Source organism: Methylobacterium haplocladii (genome assembly GCF_007992175.1).
Taxonomy (GTDB): domain Bacteria; phylum Pseudomonadota; class Alphaproteobacteria; order Rhizobiales; family Beijerinckiaceae; genus Methylobacterium; species Methylobacterium haplocladii.
In genome coordinates, this window is the sequence record NZ_BJZT01000008.1 from 139,763 (window position 1) to 158,631 (window position 18,869).

Annotated in this window: 19 protein-coding genes; 16 read left to right on the plus strand and 3 right to left on the minus strand. The window is 67.9% G+C overall.

Annotated features, from left to right (window positions below; genetic code table 11):
• The first annotated feature begins 373 nt into the window (after positions 1-373).
• Positions 374-1,651 carry a glycosyltransferase gene (locus MHA02_RS05420; protein ID WP_147077329.1) on the plus strand — a complete coding sequence of 426 codons (1,278 nt, stop codon included), beginning with the start codon at positions 374-376 and terminating at the stop codon, positions 1,649-1,651.
• Positions 1,648-2,604 (plus strand): class I SAM-dependent methyltransferase, encoded by a 957-nt coding sequence (locus MHA02_RS05425; RefSeq protein ID WP_147077331.1) that lies wholly within the window; start codon positions 1,648-1,650, stop codon positions 2,602-2,604. Before MHA02_RS05420 ends, MHA02_RS05425 begins: the two co-directional genes overlap by 4 nt.
• A 61-nt stretch (positions 2,605-2,665) precedes the next feature.
• Here the strand turns inward: MHA02_RS05425 and MHA02_RS05430 are convergent, their stop codons facing one another.
• On the minus strand, positions 2,666-3,226 hold the full coding sequence (locus MHA02_RS05430; RefSeq protein WP_147077333.1) for a GNAT family N-acetyltransferase: 561 nt from the start codon (positions 3,224-3,226) through the stop codon (positions 2,666-2,668).
• A 152-nt stretch (positions 3,227-3,378) separates the two neighbouring features.
• Entirely contained in the window at positions 3,379-4,545 is a 1,167-nt protein-coding gene (locus MHA02_RS05435; RefSeq protein WP_147077335.1) for a type III PLP-dependent enzyme, read from the minus strand.
• 695 nt (positions 4,546-5,240) lie between these two features.
• Between MHA02_RS05435 and MHA02_RS05440 the strand changes: the two genes are divergently transcribed.
• The 4 genes from MHA02_RS05440 to MHA02_RS05455 all read left to right on the plus strand — a co-directional run bounded on the left by MHA02_RS05440 (position 5,241) and on the right by MHA02_RS05455 (position 9,205).
• Entirely contained in the window at positions 5,241-6,794 is a 1,554-nt protein-coding gene (locus tag MHA02_RS05440; RefSeq protein WP_147077337.1) for a glucan biosynthesis protein G, read from the plus strand.
• Positions 6,791-7,291 carry a GNAT family N-acetyltransferase gene (locus tag MHA02_RS05445; RefSeq protein WP_147077339.1) on the plus strand — a complete coding sequence of 167 codons (501 nt, stop codon included), beginning with the start codon at positions 6,791-6,793 and terminating at the stop codon, positions 7,289-7,291. The genes MHA02_RS05440 and MHA02_RS05445 overlap by 4 nt, the downstream gene beginning before the upstream one ends.
• A 161-nt stretch (positions 7,292-7,452) precedes the next feature.
• Complete coding sequence (locus tag MHA02_RS05450; RefSeq protein WP_147077341.1) at positions 7,453-8,544, plus strand: alkene reductase; 1,092 nt, start codon at positions 7,453-7,455, stop codon at positions 8,542-8,544.
• A gap of 10 nt (positions 8,545-8,554) precedes the next feature.
• Positions 8,555-9,205 carry an HAD hydrolase-like protein gene (locus MHA02_RS05455; protein ID WP_147077343.1) on the plus strand — a complete coding sequence of 217 codons (651 nt, stop codon included), beginning with the start codon at positions 8,555-8,557 and terminating at the stop codon, positions 9,203-9,205.
• A 39-nt stretch (positions 9,206-9,244) separates the two neighbouring features.
• On the opposite strand, the gene MHA02_RS05460 is transcribed toward MHA02_RS05455, so the two are convergent.
• Positions 9,245-9,742: an outer membrane protein assembly factor BamE gene (locus MHA02_RS05460; RefSeq protein WP_147077345.1), complete on the minus strand. Its 498-nt coding sequence runs from the start codon at positions 9,740-9,742 to the stop codon at positions 9,245-9,247.
• Between the two features lie 151 nt (positions 9,743-9,893).
• Here MHA02_RS05460 and MHA02_RS05465 point away from each other — a divergent pair, with 151 nt between their 5' ends.
• The 10 genes from MHA02_RS05465 to MHA02_RS05510 all read left to right on the plus strand — a co-directional run bounded on the left by MHA02_RS05465 (position 9,894) and on the right by MHA02_RS05510 (position 18,828).
• A complete protein-coding gene (locus MHA02_RS05465) occupies positions 9,894-10,454 on the plus strand; it encodes a ubiquinol-cytochrome C chaperone family protein (RefSeq protein ID WP_147077388.1) in 561 nt (186 codons plus the stop codon).
• Positions 10,451-10,957 (plus strand): YceD family protein, encoded by a 507-nt coding sequence (locus tag MHA02_RS05470; protein WP_147077347.1) that lies wholly within the window; start codon positions 10,451-10,453, stop codon positions 10,955-10,957. Before MHA02_RS05465 ends, MHA02_RS05470 begins: the two co-directional genes overlap by 4 nt.
• A gap of 155 nt (positions 10,958-11,112) precedes the next feature.
• Positions 11,113-12,147, plus strand: coding sequence for a phosphate acyltransferase PlsX (plsX, locus tag MHA02_RS05475; RefSeq protein ID WP_147077349.1), 1,035 nt, complete (start codon positions 11,113-11,115; stop codon positions 12,145-12,147).
• A 28-nt stretch (positions 12,148-12,175) separates the two neighbouring features.
• Complete coding sequence (locus tag MHA02_RS05480; protein WP_147077351.1) at positions 12,176-13,153, plus strand: beta-ketoacyl-ACP synthase III; 978 nt, start codon at positions 12,176-12,178, stop codon at positions 13,151-13,153.
• A 129-nt stretch (positions 13,154-13,282) separates the two neighbouring features.
• On the plus strand, positions 13,283-13,603 hold the full coding sequence (locus MHA02_RS05485; protein ID WP_147077353.1) for an integration host factor subunit alpha: 321 nt from the start codon (positions 13,283-13,285) through the stop codon (positions 13,601-13,603).
• A gap of 56 nt (positions 13,604-13,659) precedes the next feature.
• Positions 13,660-14,136, plus strand: a complete 477-nt coding sequence (locus tag MHA02_RS05490) for a MerR family transcriptional regulator (protein WP_147077355.1) — start codon at positions 13,660-13,662, stop codon at positions 14,134-14,136.
• 58 nt (positions 14,137-14,194) lie between these two features.
• Positions 14,195-14,614, plus strand: coding sequence for a hypothetical protein (locus MHA02_RS05495; RefSeq protein ID WP_147077357.1), 420 nt, complete (start codon positions 14,195-14,197; stop codon positions 14,612-14,614).
• A gap of 114 nt (positions 14,615-14,728) precedes the next feature.
• Complete coding sequence (locus MHA02_RS05500) at positions 14,729-15,214, plus strand: 4-aminobutyrate aminotransferase (RefSeq protein WP_147077359.1); 486 nt, start codon at positions 14,729-14,731, stop codon at positions 15,212-15,214.
• A gap of 258 nt (positions 15,215-15,472) precedes the next feature.
• Positions 15,473-17,425 carry a PrkA family serine protein kinase gene (locus MHA02_RS05505; protein WP_147077361.1) on the plus strand — a complete coding sequence of 651 codons (1,953 nt, stop codon included), beginning with the start codon at positions 15,473-15,475 and terminating at the stop codon, positions 17,423-17,425.
• 101 nt (positions 17,426-17,526) lie between these two features.
• On the plus strand, positions 17,527-18,828 hold the full coding sequence (locus MHA02_RS05510; RefSeq protein ID WP_147077363.1) for a YeaH/YhbH family protein: 1,302 nt from the start codon (positions 17,527-17,529) through the stop codon (positions 18,826-18,828).
• Positions 18,829-18,869 lie beyond the last annotated feature (41 nt).

Genomic DNA, 18,869 nt, shown 5'->3' on the forward strand with positions numbered 1-18,869 from the left:
CTGAAGCTCGCGAACCGGCCTCTCAGGTCCGGCCGCACCAGGAAACGCCCAAGCGCTCTCCTTCACCGGAGATTGCCAAAATCACTGACAACATGCCCCCGCGCGTCTTGGACGCCTTCCGGCTCGCACGTCGACTTCGCGCGCGACGCTATTCCTGGCGGTCATCGATCCCCGCCGGCGCGAATGCGTAAGCGTCGAAGCCTGCCGGCGCCTCAGCCCGTGCCTTTCGACTCGCCCTGAACCTGTGCCCAGACATCGGTCGCGCACCGGATGCCCGGTGATCGCTGTACCTGCACGTCGGCAGCTCACTATAAGAGATACGGCGCGCCCAACCGAAGCATGGTCGCGACCCGGCGCCGACCTCAAGAGTTCCGTGAGCCGCATCCTCCTCGTCACCTTCGGCACGCGCGGCGACGTTCTGCCGTTCTGCGTGCTTGGTGCCGCGCTGCAGGCGCGCGGCCATGTCGTGCGGTTCGTAACCGTGAGCGACTACCACGGAACCGTCCGACGTTTCGGGCTCGACCCCGTCGATAGCGGAGCCGGCTTCGAACAGGTGCTCGACGACCCGCAGCACGAGGCCCTGTTTCAGAATTACTTTTCGGCGGGCCTGTCGGCTATTCCGCGCCTTCTGGCGCTGCGACGGACGCTCCTCGGCCGGTTCTCCGACCTGATGCTTCTGACGCACGAGGAGGTCGAACGATGCGATCTCGTCGTATTCAACCCGTTCGCCTACTTCGCCGCCGAGACCGCCCTCAAACAGGGCATTCCGGCGGTCCGCGCCATGTGCCAGCCCCTGGTCCCGAGCTGGAGCGAGCCGCTTTCGATTTTCGGCGGTCGTCCGCTCGGGCGTCTGGGCAACCGTCTGAGCTATGAGACATTCCGGATGCTGTCGCCTCTCTCCGCGGCAGCTTTTGCCGCGCCGAAGCTACGCGCGGCAGGAGCCGGACGGGGCTGGCGCACCTTCGCCAACCCCCTCACGGCGCACCTGCGTCGCGTTCGTCATCTCGGCGCCTACAGCCCCGCCCTGAGCCCGGACCCGGGAGACCTTCCGGTGCCGGTGACGGCAACGGGGCCGTGGACGCAGGCAATCGGTAATGGCGCCCTCCAGGACTATCTGGAAGCCTTCCTCGCGCGCGGTCCGGCGCCGGTCTATGTCGGTTTCGGTTCGATGCTGTGGGGGGCTGAACGCAACACCGCGATCGTCCTGAAGGCGCTGGAGATCTGGGGCGGCCGCGCGATCGTCAACGTCGGGGCCGGCGGCCTGCGTTTGCCGGATTGGGCGGCGCTGCCCCCGAACCTTCGGGTGACGAGCCACGCCGATCACGCTCTCCTGTTTCCCCGCGTGCGGGCGGTGGTGCATCACGGCGGGGCCGGAACCACGGCGGCCGCCCTGCGCGCCGGCCGGCCGAGCGTGATCCTGCCGCTTCTCGGCGACCAGCTCTACTGGGGCCGGCGGGTCGCCGCCCTCGGCGCTGCGGAAGCGCCGGTCCAGCTCCGACAGGTGACGGCCGAGGATCTGGCCGGCCGGATCGCTCGGGCCTGCAGCGATGCGGCCATGGCGAATGCGGCGGCGCGCCTTTCCGAAATCCTGATGCGTGAGCCCGGCGTGTCCGCCGCCGTGGATTGCGTGGAGGCCATGATCGCAGCATGACCGAGCCTGCCGCCGTTCCACACGTCCCACGCTGTCCCGTCACCGGCGAACCGGCCATCCGCCGCGTTCAGGTGATCGACGCCCGACTGCTGACGGCCCTATGGCGTATCCTGTTCCGGGCCGACCCGCGTCCGAGCTTCAGGGGAGTCGGGCGTTTCGGCCTGTGGGAGTCGCCGACCGGCCTCTATTTCTTCGATCCGATGCTCGCGGGCGACGCGGATTTCTACGCCCGGTTCTACGCCAATCGCGGCATGCAGGGGTATCTGCGCGATCCCGACCGCGGGGAGTTCGGCCTTGCCGCCGCCGAGATCCGGCCGGGCGATCGGGTGCTCGACGTGGGCTGCGGGTTCGGAACCTTCCGCCATCGCGTGCCGGATGCGCGCTACACCGGTCTGGACCCACACTTTGCCGGAGACCCTGCAACCAACCCGTGGGCGCGGGCCGAGAGCTTGGCCGATCATCTCGTCGCGCATGAGGGCACCTACGATGTCGCCTGCGCCTTCCAGGTCATGGAGCATGTGGAGGATCCGGCCGGCCTCTTGGCGGAGATGGCCCGGGCAGTACGCCCTGGCGGCAAGGTCGTCGTCGGGGTGCCGCATGTGCCGTCCGCCCCGACCCGCGTGCCCAACTGGCTGACGAATGCGGTCCCGCACCATCTCACGTGGTGGACCGAGCGCGCCTTGAACGATCTCGCCCTTCGGTCCGGCCTCGTCGTGCCAAAGGTGCAAGCCAGCCCCTGGGCGCGCAGCGACGTGTTCGTCTACTGGCTCGATCGGTTCGGTGCGGTGCGCGCGACGCAGCGCCACTTCCACCACGGCTTCGGTTCGTATGTCGGCCCGCTGCTGGCGATCCTCCCGGCCTACATCGCCAGCCGGGTGATGCCGCTGCCGGCAGCCGGCAGCGACGAGGGCGTCTCGCTCCTGCTGGTGGCGCGGCGACCGGAAGCGGCGTGATCGGCCGGTACGGGATCATGCCCGCACCCTCTCTCGACAAACCCGTTACCTGGCGTCCGACTCAGGCAGCCTGTCGTCGCGCGCCGTCGACCACGGTCTCGGCGGCCAGATCCGGGATCCGGACGAGGGCACCGGCCGGCTGCAGGATGCCGCTGGCCCCGTCGAGCGCGCCGGGCACGAGGTCGAGACCGAGGAAGCGGGCGCGCTCGAACGGTCCCGGCATGAACAGCCCGGCGGCGCGCGCCGGCGAGAAGCCGAAGCGGGCGTAGTAGGGGGCGTCGCCGACGAGCAGCACGGCGGCGTGGCCGAGAACGCGCGCCTGTCCGAGGGCGACGCGCATCAGCCGCGCCCCGAGGCCGCAGCCCTGCATCGAAGGGTCGACCGCGAGAGGGCCGAGCAGCAGGGCCGGACAGCCGCGGCCGGCCTCGACATGCCAAAGCCGGACGGTGCCGACGAGGCAGCCGTGGGTGTCCTCGGCCGAAAGGCTGAGATCCTCGGCCGGGAACCGGCCTTCGCGCAGGCGCTCGGAGGTTTTGGCCCAGCGGTTTGCGCCGAAGCACACATCGAGCAGGCGCTCGCGGGCGCCGATGTCGGGGGCGATCTCGTCACGGATCTGGATCACGGCCGTACCCTCCCAAGGTCCTGGCAATCGGGAAGATCAGCCCTCGCGACCTGCCGCGCGCGGCAGGCGTCCGGGAACTGCTGTGGTTTGCGTTATTGCGGATGAAGCTTGGGTGAAGCGGCACCGGTTCCGCGCCGGCCCCCCCCAGGAAGTCAGATCACGATCTGCTCGAGGGGCGGGAAGCCGTTGAAGGCCACCGCCGAATAGGTCGTGGTGTAGGCACCCGTCCCTTCGATCAGAACCTTGTCGCCGATCGAGAGCGAAACCGGCAGCGGGTAGGGGTTCTTCTCGTAGAGGACGTCGACCGAGTCGCAGGTCGGTCCGGCGACGACGCAGGGGGCCATGCGGTCCTCGTCGTGGTCGGTGCGGATCGCGTAGCGGATCGACTCGTCCATGGTTTCGGCCAGCCCGCCGAACTTGCCGATGTCGAGATAGACCCATCGGACCTCGTCCTCGGCCTCGGACTTCTTGGAGACGAGCACGACCTCGGCCTCGATCACGCCGGCATTGCCGACCATGCCGCGACCCGGCTCGATGATCGTCTCCGGGATGCGATTGCCGAAATGCTTGGTGAGCGCCCGGAAGATCGAGTCGCCATAGGTCTCCACACCCGGGACCTGCTTGAGGTACTTGGTCGGGAAGCCGCCGCCGAGATTGACCATCGACAGGCCGATTCCGCGCAGCGCGCACTCGCGAAAGATCTCGGAGGCGGAGGCGAGCGCTCCGTCCCAGGCCTCGGTGTTGGCCTGCTGCGAGCCGACATGGAAGGATACGCCGTAGGCCTGCAGGCCGAGACGGTGGGCGTGCTCCAGCACGTTCACCGCCATCTCCGGCTCGCAGCCGAACTTGCGGGAGAGCGGCCAGTCGGCGCCCGCGCCGTCGCAGAGGATGCGGCAGAAGACCTGCACGTCGGCCGTCTCCACGCCGGCCTCCGCCGTCGCGGCGAGGATCTTGTCGGCCTCGACCTCGCAGTCGACGGCGAACAGGCGCACGCCGAGCCTCAGCGCGCGGACGATGTCGCGCCGCTTCTTGATCGTGTTGCCGTAGGAGATCCGCTCGGCGGTGGCGCCGGTAGCCAGCACCATCTCCATCTCGGCGACCGAAGCCGTGTCGAAGCATGACCCGAGTTCGGCCAGCAGGCGCAGGACTTCCGGCGCGGGATTCGCCTTCACGGCGTAGAACACGCGGGTATCCGGCAGGGCCCGGGCGAACTTCGAGAAATTGTCGCGCACGACGTCGAGGTCGAGCACCATCACCGGACCTTCGTCGAGGCCGAGGTCGCGGCGTGCGCGCAGGTAGTCGCGGATGCGATCGGTCATTGGTCGTCCCCACCACACAGGTTCGCGAGCGCCCTTCGTGGGGCGCGCAATCGAAACATGACGGTCGCGAGGGACCGCCGGCGTCAGGGGGCGATGCGACGCGCGCAGAATCGTGCTGTGGAGACACGACGCTGCGGGCGGGCGCAGAGCACCCGGAAGCTGCCGTGGATTGGATGGGGGAACCCCAACCGCACGCCGGGCAAAGAGAAACAAGCCTCTTCGGTGCCGGCCTTTGGAGGGCCGACGAGACCAAAAAAGCCCGTTCGTCGTTGCTTTAAGCTGCGTCCCCCGTGGAGAGCGGGGTTCGCCGGTTTCGCCTCCGGCTGCCGGTTGTTGTCGGGGTCCGGTGTCGCCACCTGGATTGCCGGCCGTAGGGATCCACCCTTGCGACCATCGATCCTAAGACCCCTGGCGGCTGTCCGGCAGTTGACCGGATGCCCACCAACCGACACGCGGCCACAGGCACGTGCGAAATTGGGCAAGGCGCATATACGGTTTCGGGTTGGGCGCCACAACCAAAGATAGCCGGCAATGCCGAGTATTGGCCCGCAAAACCCCGCTCGTTGCGAAAAAGCCGCACGAACCGCGCGCGGCCCTTTTCAAGCCTCACGCCGCAGGCCATGGAACCGGCGTCCCCTCTTTGCCGCGGCGGCAGAGGGGTCCTTCGGGAGTTCGAAACACTTGGCGCAGCTTCGATGACCGGGTTTTCGCGCCGCGCCGTCGTGTCCGGGCTCGCGGCCTCGGGGATCGTCCTTTCGGCGCGGGCCGGCGAGGCCGCGCCGCGCTTCGGCTTCGAGACGGTCGAGCGGCAGGCCGAGGCGCTGGCGCAGGCGCCGTTCGACGCGACGGTGCCGCCGCTACCGGCCCCCCTCGCCGCACTCGACTACGACGCCTGGCGCGACATCCGCTTCAAGCCGGACCGCGCGTTTCTCGGCGAGGCGGGCGGTCCGTTCCGCCTGCAGCTGTTTCACCGCGGCTTCCTGTACCCGCGGCCCGTCACGGTGAGCCTCGTGCGCGACGGCGTGGCGAGCCCGATCGCCTACAGCCCGGACCTGTTCGATTTCGGCCGGACCCGGCTCGACGCGCCGCTGCCGGCCGATCTCGGCTTTGCCGGCATCCGCATCCACGCGCCGCTGAACAAGCCGAACCTGCTCGACGAACTCATGGTCTTCGTCGGCGCCAGCTACTTTCGCTTCCTCGGCCGCGACCAACTCTATGGGTTGTCGGCGCGCGGCATCGCGCTCGGCACCGACGGCGATGCCGAGGAGTTTCCGGTGTTTCGCGCGTTCTGGATCGAAGTGCCGGCCAAGGATGCCGATGCGCTCACCATCCATGCGCTGCTCGACGGCCCGTCGCTCAGCGCAGCCTTCCGCTTCGTCGTGCATCCCGGGGAGGCGACGACGGTCTCGGTGACCGCGACGCTCTACCCGCGAAAAGCCCTCGATCAGGTCGGGCTCGCGCCGCTGACCTCGATGTTCTTCATCGGCGAGGCCGATCGCGGCCATGCCGACGACTACCGGCCGGAACTCCACGATTCCGACGGGCTGCAGATCGCTGCCGGCTCCGGCGAGTGGCTCTGGCGGCCCCTCGACAACCCGCAGGCCCGGCGGATTTCCTCGTTCGGCGACGCCAACCCGAGGGGCTTCGGGCTGATGCAGCGCGACCGGGCCTTCGAGGACTACCAGGACCTCGAAGCCTCCTACGAACGGCGCCCGAGCTATTTCGTGGAAACGCAGGGCGCGTGGGGCGAGGGCAGGGTGATGCTCGTGGAGTTGCCGACCGACAACGAGACCGCCGACAACATCGTCGCGTTCTGGCGGCCGGCCTCGCCCTATCCGGCGGGTGCGCCGGTGCGGCTGGCCTATCGCGTCCGCGCGACGCTCGACGGCGCGCTGCATCCGAACGCCCGCGTGCTAGCGACCTTCATCGCTCGGGCGACCGCGAGTGGCGCGTGCCAGCAGGCCGAGGCCGATGTCGCCGCACGGCTGAAGCGGCGCTTCCTCATCGATTTCACCGGCGGCGACCTCGCCTACTTCCTGCCCGATCCGGCCAAGGTCGAGGTTGTTGCGAGCGCGACCGTCGGGACCGTCCAGGCCACCTCGATCACGCCGAACCCGCATATCGGCGGATTTCGTGCGGCGCTGGACGTCGCCCTCGCTGCGCCGGGCTCGACGGAGCTGCGGGTCTATCTGCGCGCGGGCGGACGGGCGCTGTCCGAGACCTGGTCCTATCCGTGGACGGCGGCATGAGCGCTCTCGCCTCCAAGCCGGCGAAGGCCTTCCCGGCCTCGGTCCGCCTTGCCGTGGCCGCCGACATCGACGCCCTCGTCGCCCTGGAGAACGCCTCCTTCGTCGACGAGCGGGCGACGCGCCGTGCGATCCGCTATTCGCTGCGCTCGCCGACCATGAGCGTGCTGGCCGCGGTCACGGACGATGCCGAGGGTGAAGTGCTGGTCGGCGCCGCCACGATCGAGCGCCGACGCGGGAGCCGGATCGCACGCCTCGCCTCGATCGCGGTGTCGTCTTCGCGCTCGGGGCAAGGGCTCGGCAGCCTGCTGCTCGATGCCGTCGAAGTCGAAGCGCTGGCGCAGGGCTGCTCCCTGCTGCGGCTCGAGGCCCGCACCGACAATCTCGGCGCGATCCGCCTCTACGAGCGGCGCGGCTACCGGCATTACGGGACCAAGCCCGACTATTACCAGGACGGCACGGCGGCCCTCTGCTTCGAGAAGATGCTGATCGTTCCGTAGCACTGGCCGTGGCCGCCCGCCGACGTGCGCTGCCACACGAGGGCACGATCACGATTGCTGCAGCGCACTGGCAGCGACCGGATGCCCAACCATTTCAAGCCCACCCCATACGGCCGCCCGGCTCGACGAGTCCCGTGGCCTCCCATCGCATGAGGATTTCCATGCCGTCCCTGTTCGACCCGATCCGTCTCGGATCTCTCGATCTGCCCAACCGCATCCTGATGGCGCCGCTGACCCGCGGCCGCTCGACCCGCGAGCACGTGCCGACGCCGATTATGGCGGAGTATTACGCGCAGCGCGCCGGAGCCGGCCTGATCATCACCGAGGCCACCGGAATCAGCCAGGAAGGCCTCGGCTGGCCCTACGCCCCGGGCATCTGGAACGAGGCGCAGGTCGAGGCCTGGAAGCCGATCGTGAAGGCGGTCCACGACAAGGGCGGGCGCATTGCGCTCCAGCTCTGGCACATGGGCTACCTCGTTCATCCCGACTTCCTCGGCGGCCAGCCGCCGGTCTCCTCCTCCGCCCGGACCGCGCCGGACGAAGCCCATACCTACGAGGGCAAGAAGCCCTACGGCGAAGCCCGAGCGCTGCGTGAAGACGAGATTCCCCGCCTGCTCGCCGATTACGAGAACGCGGCCAAGAACGCCGTCGCGGCCGGCTTCGACGGCGTGCAGATCCATGCTGCCAACGGCTACCTGATCGACGAATTCCTGCGTGACGGCGCCAACAAGCGGACGGACCGCTACGGCGGCTCCATCGAGAACCGCGTGCGGCTCCTCACCAAGATCGCCCAGACCGTGGCCGGCGTGGTCGGCCCCGAGCGCACCGGCATCCGCTTCTCGCCGAACGGCCCGATCCAGGGTGTCGACGATTCCGATCCGCACGCCGTCTTCGGGCTCGCCGCCGAGGTCATGGCCCGCATCGGCCTCGCCTATATCGAACTGCGCGAGCCCGGCCCGAACGGCACCTTCGGCAAGGCGACCGTCGCCCCCGTCGCCCCGACGATCAAGAAGGCCTTCGGCGGCCCGGTCATCCTGAACTGCGACTACGACGGCCCGAAGGCCCAGGCCGCGGTCGAATCCGGCGAGGCCGACGCCATCGCGTTCGGCCGGCCGTATCTCGCCAACCCGGATCTGCCCGAGCGCATCGCCGAGGGTGCGCCGCTCAACAAGGACGACATGAAGACCTGGTACAGCCAGGGCCCCGAGGGCTACGTCGATTACCCCACCCTGTCGCAAGCCAAGGCGGCCTGACAGGCAACCCATGGACTACGAGCCCACTCACAACTACCGGCTCGTCGTCTTCGACTTCGACGGAACGCTCGCGGACACCTACGACTGGTTCGCGAGCGTCATCAACGACGTCGCCGACCGCTACCGCTTCCGCCGGGTCGAGGCGCACGAGGCGGAGACGCTGAGGGGCATGGATGCCCGCGGGGTGATCCGCCATCTCGGAATCCCGGCCTGGAAGCTGCCGCTGATCTCCCGGCACATGCATAAGCTCGCCGCCCGCGACGCGGCGTCGATCCGGCTCTTCGTAGGGGTCGAAGCGATGATTGCAGAGCTCGACGCCGCCGGCCTCACGCTCGCCGTCGTCAGTTCCAACACCGAATCCAACATCCGCAAAGTGCTCGGCCCGGCTCTGGCGGCGCGCTTCCGCCACTACGCCTGCGGCGCGTCGGTATTCGGCAAGGCCAAACGGCTGCGCGTGGTCATGAAAGCGGCCGGCGCTGCACCATCCGAGACGATCGCCATCGGCGACGAGATTCGAGACGGGGATGCCGCGGAACAGGCCGGATGCGCGTATGCGGCCGTCGCGTGGGGCTACACGAGGGCCGATGCGCTCGCAGCGCGCCGGCCCGTCATAGTGTTCGATACGCCGGGCGAGATCGCAACATATCTCGGGACGCGCTGACGAAGCATCTGGGTTGCCGCCTTTCAGCGGCCCCCGTTGCTACTGCCCGCGGTTCGCGCCGGGAACCACCGAGGAGCCGGCACCCGAACCGAAGGGCTCGTAGCGTGTCAGGCCGCGGAAGAGCTGGCCGAGGAAGGCGCGGTCGGCACCGCTCGACGGGGTCTTGCGCTCGATGAAATCGAACACGCGGCCGTCCTGCAGGCCGTAGAGCGCCACGCGCTCGACCTTGAAGGCCTGATTGTAATAAACCGCCGTGACCTTCTGGTCCTCCACCGACTCGCCGAGGAACAGCACGGTGCGGCTGGATGTCTGCGAGATGTAGTACCAGCTCTTGTTGCCCACCGTGGACACGGTGGAGGGTGAGCCGAGGATCTGGAGCACCTGCTCCGCGCTCATGCCCGGCTTCACCGTGGCGAGCGCGGCCTGGTCGATGACGTAGCCGTGGCGGATTTCCTCGCCGACGCAGCCGGACAGGCCAGCGCCCAGAAGTGCGAGCACGCTGACACGCGCAAGCGACGAGACGAGACGGCGCGACATCGAAGCCCCTTTATCCCTGAACGGAGGGCCCGCGGCACGATTTCTCTCATGCGTCTTCGGGCTTGCACCTGGAACGGGGGTTGCCGTACCGCGGGGTTATGGCTTTGACAAGGCAAGCTTGGCCGCAGGCATTTTCAATGCGGTGGATCGCATGATCTTCGGCTTCTTTCGCCGCGCGGAGTCGCGCCGTCGCCTCATCGCCGGGCTGCATGTCCGCATCGACCAGGCCGCGCGGGCGCCCGGCCTCTTCCGGATCTTGAGCGTGCCGGACACGGTCGAGGGCCGGTTCGAGGCGGTCTGCCTGCACGTCCATCTCGTGCTGCGCCGGCTGCGCCGGCTGCCCCCGCCGGCAGCCGATGTCGGACAGGATCTGGTCAACGCCGTCTTCGCGCAGTTCGATGCCGCCTTGCGCGAACTCGGCGTCGGCGATGTCGGCGTGCCCAAGCGCATGAAGAAGCTCGGCTCCGCCTTCTACGGCCGCGCCGGCGGCTACGATGCGGCGCTCGATGCCGGCGACCGGCTTGCCTTGGCGCTGGCGCTCGGCCGCAACGTGCTGGGCGATGTCGACGGCGGGAGGGCCGGACCGCTCGCCGACTACGTCGTCGCTGCGGATGCCCGCCTGGCCGGCGCGAGCCTCGACGACCTTCTCGCGGACCGCCCGCTGTTTCCGCAGGCCGCCCGCCTCACGACACCCTTCGGAGCCAGCGCATGACGCGCACGTCGCCCGGACCGCTCAGCCGCCTGATCCGCGTCGACCGCCTCGTCGGCGATCGCAACGGCGTCACCGTCGAGGCGACGCCGGAGGAATGCGCGGCGCTCGCCGCGGATTTTGGGATCCCGGCGGTCCGCGATCTCGTCGGGCGTTTTCGCGTCGCCGGCACGCTGGCGCGCCTCGAAGTCACGGGAACGGTCGAGGCGGTGGTCACGCAGGTCTGCACGGTCACCCTCGAACCGTTCGAGTCGGCCGTCAGCGAAGAGGTCGAGGTCGCGTATTCCGACGGTGCCGCCTCGTTCGGCCTGGACCCCGAGGCCGTCGACCTGCCCGATCCAATCGTGAACGGGCGCGTAGATTTCGGCGCGCTCACCGCCGAGTTCCTGGCACTCGGACTCGATCCGTTTCCGAGGAAGCCCGGCACGGTGTTCGAGCCGGTGACGGTCGGCGACGAGGAGGGTCCGTTCGCCGTCCTGCGCAAGGCTCCCGCCAACGACGGCTGAGCCCCTCCCGGGTCGCAGAGCCAGAATTCGTTTGCCCCCCGGCCCCCGATCGCTATTTTGCGCCGCGCCCGGCAGGTGCCTCGCCGCCGCCGCACTCTTGCCCGATCGCCCTCTCGCGAGGGACCCCTCCGCGACAGGCGATGATCACGGAACCGATGTCGAACAGCGTTTGCATCTCGCTCGACGCCATGGGCGGCGATCACGGACCCTCGACCGTCGTGCCCGGCGCGGCCATCGCCCGCGAGCGCCATCCCGGCATGACCTTCCTGATCTTCGGCGACGAGGCGATCGTCCGCCCTCTCGTCGAGGCCGAACCGCGCCTGACGGGCGCTGTCGAGATCCGCCACACCACGATGTCCATCGCGATGGACGAGAAGCCGAGCCAGGCCGTGCGCTCCGGCCGCGGCAAGTCCTCGATGTGGAAGGCGATCCAGGCCGTGAAGGACGGCGAGGCCCAGGCTGCGGTCTCGGCCGGCAACACCGGCGCGCTGATGGCGATGTCGAAGATCTGCCTCAAGACCATGGCCGGCATCGAGAGGCCGGCCATCGCCTGCCTGTGGCCGACGGTGCGCGGCGAGAGCGTGGTGCTCGATGTCGGCGCCACCATCGGCACCGATGCCGAGCACCTCGTCGAGATGGCGGTGATGGGCTCGGCCATGGCCCGCATCGTGCTCGACATCGAGAAGCCGACGGTCGGCCTCCTCAACGTCGGTACCGAGGAGATGAAGGGCAACGAGGCGGTGAAGGAAGCCGCCCGGCTGCTGCGCGAGACCGAGCTCTCGAATTTTTCGTATTATGGCTTCGTCGAGGGGTCGGACCTCGGCAAGGGCACCACCGACGTCGTCGTGACCGAGGGTTTTACGGGGAACATCGCCCTGAAGACCGCCGAGGGAACGGCCAAGCAGATCGGGACGTATCTGAAGTCGGCGATGAGCCGGACGCTCTCGGCCAAGATCGGGTATTTCTTCGCCCGCTCCGCCTTCGGAGCACTGCGCGAAAAGATGAACCCGAGCCGCGCCAACGGCGGTGTGTTCCTCGGCCTGGAGGGCATCGTCATCAAGAGCCACGGATCCGAGAACGCACAGGGCTTCGCGGCGGCCGTGGACCTCGCCTACGACATGGCCCGCCACGACTTGATGCGCACGACCCGCGAGATGCTGGAACATACGCCGGCGGTGGCGCCGGTATGACGTTCCAGCAGCAGGAAGGACGAGCGATATGACGACGCTACGCTCCGTGGTTGTCGGCTGCGGCTCGCACCTGCCCGCGACCGTCGTGACCAATGCCGATCTCTCCGAGCGAATGGAGACGTCGGACGAGTGGATCGTCCAGCGCACCGGCATCCGCCAGCGCCATATCGCGACGCCTGAGGAGACCACCTCGGTGCTCGGCGCGCATGCGGCCAGGGCGGCCCTGGACGATGCCGGCCTCTCCGGTGCCGATATCGATCTCGTGATCTGCGCGACCTCGACGCCGGACAACACCTTTCCCTCGACCGCAACCCAGATCCAGGCGGCGCTCGGCATCGAGACCGGCTTCGCCTTCGACCAGCAGGCGGTTTGCGCCGGCTTCGTCTACGCCGTCGCCACGGCCGACAGCCTGTTGCGAACCGGCGCGGCCCGGCGTGCCCTCGTGATCGGCGCCGAGACCTTTTCGCGGATCGTCGACTGGGAGGACCGCACCACCTGCGTGCTGTTCGGCGACGGCGCCGGCGCGATCGTGATGGAGGCCCGCGACGGCGAGGGGACCAAGGCCGATCGCGGCGTGCTCGCCAGCCGCCTGCGCTCCGACGGCCGTCATCGCGCGAAACTCTACGTTGACGGTGGTCCCGGCTCGACGGGCACCGTCGGGAAGCTGCGGATGGAGGGCAAGGAAGTCTTCCGCTTCGCGGTCGGCTCCGTCACCGATGTGATCGCGGACGCCTTCGCCTTGTCCGGCACGACCGCCGACGAGCTGAACTGGTTCGTGCCGCATCAGGCCAACCGCCGCATCATCGAGGCCTCCGCCGACAAACTCGGGATCGCCCGCGAGAAGGTGGTGCTGACGGTCGACCGGCATGGCAACACCTCGGCCGCCTCGATCCCGCTGGCCCTCGACGCCGCCCGCAAGGACGGACGCATTCGCGAGGGCGATCTCGTGATGATCGAGGCGATCGGCGGCGGCTTCACCTGGGGCGCCGCGGTCATCCGGTGGTGAGGCCGGCGGGCTCGCAGCGGCCCGCGGCCGGTCCGGCCGAAAGGCTTGGTTGACCCGGCCTCATCGCCCGATTAGCGTTCGCGATCATAAAGATACGCCACGACAGACGAATCGTCCGAAGGGGAGAACATGACGGGAAAGACGGTCACACGCGCCGATCTGAGCGAGGCCGTCTATCAGCAGGTCGGTCTCTCGCGAGCGGAATCCGCAGCCCTGGTCGAGACCGTGCTCGCCGAGATCTGCAACACGCTGTCGGAAGGCCAGACCGTCAAGCTGTCGTCGTTCGGCTCGTTCCTGGTGCGCTCGAAGGGCAAGCGGGTCGGCCGCAACCCGAAGACCGGCGTCGAGGTCGAGATCGAGCCCCGTCAGGTCATGGTGTTCAAGCCCTCCAACGTGCTCAAGGCCCGGATCAACGGCCTCAACGGCAGCGTCGAAGAGGACGAGGACTGAGATCGGTTCGAATGGCGTCGTCGGCTGGTCTGAACGGGCTGAGGTGAGGGGAGTTCATGGCGGTCGCGGTGCTGGTCGAAAGCGGTCACGACTCCGATAGGACCGAGAAGCAGCCCGGCGCCTTCCGCACGATCAGCGAGGTTGCCGACGATCTCGGCATTCCGCAGCACGTCCTGCGCTTCTGGGAGGGTCGTTTCGCGCAGATCCGCCCGCTCAAACGTGCCGGCGGCCGCCGCTACTACCGACCCGACGACGTCGATCTGCTCAAGGGCATCCAGCATCTGCTGCATGGCCGGGGCTACACCATCAAGGGTGCCCAGCGCGTCCTGAAGGACAACGGCATCCGGTTCGTCCAGGCCATCGGCCGGGGCGAGGCAGAGGCGACGGTCCCAACGCTGCAGGATCGCGAGACGGAGGCCGAAGCCGCATCGGCCGAGGCGGCTCCGGACGCCGACGTGCTCTTGCAGGACGTGTTGCGCGATCTGCGCGCGTGTCGCGAGGTCCTCGCCGGATTGTGGGCCGGTAGCGCTTGAGCGGCGGACCGGCTTACGGTCATAGCGAACTTTGAGGGCGTGCCGGCGTTGAGGCGCCATGGCCGAGTCCCATCGCCCGAGATCGCCGACCCAGGAGCTGATCGCTCGCGTCCTGCGGATCGTACGCGCCTCGCCCGATGCCGCCTCCGAGATGCTGGAGCTGATGTTCCTCGTCAGCCAGATCGAGGCGCTCACCACGATCGACCGCGAGTATCGCGACGCCCGTCGCGTCATCAGCCGGCTGCGAAATCCGCTCTGGGATATGGGGCCGAGCGACCGCGAGCATCTGCTCAAAGCCGCCGAGACCATTCGGAAAGCCTGCAACCTCAAAGAGAAAGACATTCCCGTAACGCCCCTCGCCGATCTCGGAGAGCGTGAACGGATCGAGCGCCATCTCATCGCCGCCCTCGGCAGTGAGTTGGACGCCGCGCAGATCGCTCGCGTGACCGGCGCCGTCGCCGCTGCGTTGCAGCATTGAGAGCAGCCTTCGTGGCCTCGACGCCGCACGGGGGCATCCCCACATCCGGACCGTGCCACAGGCCTCCGCTTCCGCTCGGACAGTCCGGCGGCGAACGGGGCTCGGAGAAATCACATGATCGCCGTCCGTTCCTCTGCAGCCACCGTTGTCGCCGTACTCATGGCCGCCGGGCTGGTCTGCGCCGCGCCGGCCCAGGCTCAGACCACGACGACCCGTAGCGAGACGGTGGCCTCCGGCAAGGTCGTACGCCTCGTCATCAGCCCGAACCTGAAGAAGGATTGCTCCACCGGCTCCCTGCCGGAGATCAAGGTCGTCACCGCCCCGCAGAACGGCCAGCTCAAGAGCAAGAGCGGCAAGCTCAAGACCCCGGCGAGCTACCGCTGCCCGAACAAGGAAGCGCAGGCCACGGCGGTCTTCTACAAGAGCAAGGCCGGCTTCACCGGGAGCGATCAGGTACTGATCGAGGTCAAGACCGCCGAGGGCACGGTCGAGAAGCAGGACATCCGCATCACCGTCGAGGCAGCCAAGGCGGATGCGAAGAAGCCGGACGAGAAAAAGACGGAGGATAAAAAGGACGACAAGGATCTGTCCGATCTTTGAGACGAAGCCTCGATTGGACCGTTGACGCCGCGCTTGTTGCATCGCAGCATAAGACTTGGCGCCCGTCGATGCGGGCCGAAGTCGGTCAAGCCTGTAAAGGGTTTGGCCGACCACGAGACCTGCTGCAATCCTGCCATGGTGTGGCCCGTTTCACACGCTCAAACTGCGAGATGTGGGCGCTGCGACAAAACCGATAATGTCCGTTGCATCCAAGCCGGGACAGGATGAAGCTGTCCTGAGTTTGATGGGGGTGTCCGAATGCCGACGCACTCGACGAGCGACCTGTTCCAGAGCTTTGCCCGAGGATACGAGGCGCGGCGGGACACGGAGATGTCCCTCACCGAATTCCTGGAAGCCTGCCGCGACGAACCGCTGATGTATGCCAGCGCGGCCGAGCGTATCCTCGACGCGATCGGCAAGCCGGAGATGGTCGACACGGCCCGCGATGCGCGCCTCGGCCGGGTCTTCATGAACCGGACCATCCGGGTCTACCCCGCCTTCTCCGAGTTCTACGGCATGGAGGAGACGATCGAGCGGATCGTCTCGTTCTTCCGCCACGCGGCGCAGGGCCTCGAGGAGCGCAAGCAGATCCTCTACCTGCTCGGCCCCGTCGGCGGCGGTAAGTCCTCGCTCGCCGAGCGCCTCAAGGCGCTGATGGAGGTCCATCCCGTCTACGTGCTCAAGGCCGGCGACGAGGTTTCCCCTGTCTTCGAGAGCCCGCTCGGGCTGTTCGATCCGGAGCTCATGGGCAAGGAGATCGAGGACCGCTTCGGCATCCCGCGCCGCCGGCTCACCGGCCTGATGAGTCCCTGGGCGCTCAAGCGCCTGGACGAGTTCGACGGCGACATCTCGCGCTTCAAGGTGATCAAGGTCCGCCCGTCGCGGCTGCGCCAGATCGCCATCTCGAAGACCGAGCCCGGCGACGAGAACAACCAGGACATCTCCAGCCTCGTCGGCAAGGTCGACATCCGCCGGCTGGAGACGCTGAGCCAGGCCGACCCGGACGCCTACTCCTACTCGGGCGGCCTCAACCGGGCGAACCAGGGCGTTCTCGAATTCGTCGAGATGTTCAAGGCGCCGATCAAGATGCTGCACCCTCTGCTCACCGCGACGCAGGAGGGCAACTATGTCGGCACCGAGAATATCGGCGCGATCCCGTTCACCGGCATCATTCTCGCCCACTCGAACGAGTCCGAGTGGCAGTCCTTCAAGTCGAACAAGAACAACGAAGCCTTCATAGACCGCATCTACGTCATCAAGGTGCCGTACTGCCTGCGCGTTCAGGAAGAACAGCGCATCTACGAGAAGCTGATCTCCCGCTCCGAACTGTCCGAAGCCTCCTGCGCCCCCGGCACTTTCGAGATGCTGGCGCGGTTCTCGGTGCTGTCGCGCTTACGCGAACATGCCAACTCGAACCTGTTCTCCAAGATGCGGGTCTATGACGGCGAGAGCCTGCGCGAGGTCGATCCTCGCGCCCGCTCGATGCAGGAATACAAGGATACCGGCGGCGTCGACGAGGGCATGGACGGGATCTCGACCCGCTTCGCCTTCAAGGTGCTGGCGGCGACCTTCAACCACGACACCACCGAGGTCTCGGCCGATCCGGTGCACCTGATGTACGTGCTCGAACAGGCGATCAAGCGCGAGCAGATGCCGCCCGAGACCGAGAAGCGCTACATGGAGTTCATCAAGACCGAGCTCGCGCCGCGCTATGCCGAGTTCATCGGCCACGAGATCCAGAAGGCCTATCTCGAGAGCTACCACGATTACGGCCAGAACCTGTTCGATCGCTACATCGACTACGCCGATGCCTGGATCGAGGACCAAGACTTCAAGGATACCGAAACCGGCCAGCTCCTGAACCGCGAACTCCTGAACCAGGAGCTCACAAAGGTCGAGAAGCCGGCCGGCATCGCCAACCCGAAAGACTTCCGCAACGAGGTCGTGAAGTTCGCGCTGCGCTCCCGCGCGCAGCACGGAGGGCACAATCCGTCCTGGACGAGCTACGAGAAGCTGCGCGAGGTGATCGAGCGGCGCATGTTCTCCCAAGTCGAAGAGCTGCTGCCGGTCATCTCCTTCGGCTCGAAGAAAGACGGCGAGACCGAGAAGAAGCACGGCGAGTTCGTCGAGCGGATGACGGCCCGCGGCTACACGGAGCGTCAGGTCCGGCGGCTCGTGGAATGGTACATGCGGGTGAAGCAGGCGGGTTGAGGCGGCCACGCAGTCTTCGCCGCCATCGGGCCCACTGTCGTACCGTTGACCGAGCGTTGTGCCCGGCAACGGCTTGAGGACGAGGCGCTAAGCGAGACACGATGCACATCGTCGACCGTCGGCTCAACCCAGGAGGCAAGAGCCTCCCGAACCGTCAGCGCTTCCTGCGACGCGTCAAGGACATGGCCCAGCGCGCGGTCCGAGAATCCGCGCGCGAGAAGGACATCAAGGACCTCGGCAAGGATGGCCGGATCTCGGTGCCGGCCGACGGCGTTCGTGAGCCCCGCTTCAGCCGCCAGCCCGGCACCGGACTTCAGGACTACATCATCCCCGGCAACAAGACCTACGTCGAAGGCGACCGCATCGAGCGGCCGCCGGGCGGCGGCGGGGCCGGCGGCTCGGGGGAGGGCGGCGACGGCGGCGAGAACAGCGAGGACGCCTTCCACTTCGCCCTGACCCGCGACGAATTCCTCGAACTCTTCCTCGACGACCTCGAACTGCCCGACCTCGCCAAGCGCCGGCTGTCCATCGTCGAGACGGAAGGCCTGCGCCGGGCCGGCTACACGGTGAGCGGATCGCCCGCCAACCTCGCCCTGACCCGTACGCTGCGCAATTCGATGTCGCGCCGCATCGCCCTCAAGCGTCCGAAGCTCGAGGAGGTCGCCGCGCTCGAAGCGCAGATCGCGGAGGTCGGCGAGCTCGATCCGATCCTGCCCGAGCTGCGCCTCAGGCTGGAGGCGCTCCGGGAACGCTCGAAGCGCATTCCCTACGTCGATCCGCTCGACCTGCGCTTCCGCCGCTTCGAGCCCTATCCGCGCCCGATCGCGCAGGCGGTGATGTTCTGCCTGATGGACGTGTCCGGCTCGATGACCGAGCACATGAAGGACCTCGCCAAGCGGTTCTACATCCTGCTGCACATCTTCCTGACGCGCCGCTACAAGCACGTCGAGATCGTCTTCATCCGCCATACCGACAAGGCGCACGAAGTCGACGAGGAGACCTTCTTCGGCTCCCGCGAGACGGGCGGCACGCTGGTCTCCTCGGCGCTCGTCGAGATGAAGCGCGTCGTCGCCGAGCGCTACGATCCGAACGACTGGAACATCTACGCGGCTCAGGCCTCCGACGGCGACAACGTCTCCTCCGACGGCCCGACCTCGACGGAGTTGCTGCGCGCGCACATCCTGCCCGCCTGCCAGCACTTCGCCTATCTCGAAGTCGGCGACGAGAACGGCCCCCGCGCCGGCTTCGTCGAGCACCGCACGACGCTCTGGCGCACCTACGAGTCGCTCGCCAAGGCGGGCGAGCCGCTGGCCATGCGCAAGGTCAACCACCGCCGCGACATCTATCCGGTGTTTCGCGAGCTGTTCGGGCCGAAGGATGCCCGGGCGGAGGCTCAAGCGTGAGCGGGCGCCCCACTAATCGAGCGACCGGCTGGTGCGGAAAA